The sequence below is a fragment of the Caballeronia sp. INML1 genome (assembly GCF_023631085.1).
In the GTDB taxonomy this organism is placed as follows: Bacteria; Pseudomonadota; Gammaproteobacteria; order Burkholderiales; family Burkholderiaceae; genus Caballeronia; species Caballeronia turbans.
Window position 1 is genome coordinate 1 of record NZ_JALQDT010000016.1, and the last position, 1,177, is coordinate 1,177.

Genomic DNA, 1,177 nt, shown 5'->3' on the forward strand with positions numbered 1-1,177 from the left:
TGTTGCGGCTTTATCCTAATGTCGTGTTCTGGCTATTTACAGATGTCGGGTTTTTAACCGGTGGCAAGCTGGCGACTGTTCGTCAGCGGGAGTCCGCCATGTCACCGAACCCACCTGTGAGCTTGACCATGCGCGAATGGGACAGACTGAAGGTTATCGAGGCGGTAGTCGAGTCGGGTTTGAAGCCCGGACGCGCGGCAGAGCGTTTGAGCCTGACGGTACGCCAGATCGAGCGGCTGGTGACGCGCTATCGTGAGCACGGACTGCAAGGCGTGGCTTCGGGCAAGCGTGGCCGACCGGGCAATCGCAAGCTCGACGATGCCTTGGCGCAGCGCGCCGTGAGCATTATCCGAGAGCGCTACGCCGACTTCGGCCCGACTTTGGCGCGCGAGAAGCTCGAGCAATGCCACGGCATCCGGCTGGCCAAGGAAACGGTGCGGCATCTGATGACCGAAGCGGGCCTATGGGTGCCGCGCCGGCAGCGCCCGCCCAAGGTCTATCAGCCGCGCGCGCGCCGTTCGTGTCTGGGTGAACTGATTCAGATCGACGGCTGCGAGCATCGCTGGTTCGAGGCGCGCGCGCCACAATGCACGCTGCTGGTGTACGTCGACGACGCCACCAGCCGGCTGATGTTGCTGCATTTCACGCGCAGCGAGTCGACTTTCAGCTACTTCGAGGCCACGCGCGCGTACATCGAGCGCCATGGCAAGCCAGGCGCGTTCTATAGCGACAAGTTCACGGTGTTTCGCAATGCGCGCGCGGGCAAGACCGGCAACCCCATGACGCAATTTGGCCGGGCCATGTACGAGCTCAACATCGACACCTTCTGCGCCAATTCGAGCCCGGCCAAGGGTCGCGTGGAACGCGCGCATCTGACCTTGCAGGACCGGCTGGTCAAGGAATTACGCCTGCGCGGCATCAGCACGGTGGCGCAAGCCAACGCCTATGCGCCCTGCTTCATGGCCGACTACAACGCGCGCTTTGCCAAGCCACTGAGAAGCGACCATGACGCGCATCGTTCACTGCGCGCCGACGAGAGTCTGGAGCGGGCGCTGACGTGGCGCGAAGCGCGACGGGTCACCAAGACGCTCACCGTGCAATACGACCGCGTGTTGTATCTGCTGGAAGATACCGACGCGAACCGCGCGCTGATCCACCGTGACATCGAGGTGTGGGA

The 1,177-nt window shown here is 63.2% G+C and carries 1 protein-coding gene; it reads left to right on the plus strand.

The features are described from left to right. Positions 1–98: 98 nt before the first annotated feature. Positions 99–1,177, plus strand: a 1,079-nt coding sequence (locus NCR38_RS06745) for an ISNCY family transposase (RefSeq protein WP_250476651.1), incomplete at its 3' end; no start/stop codon positions are given.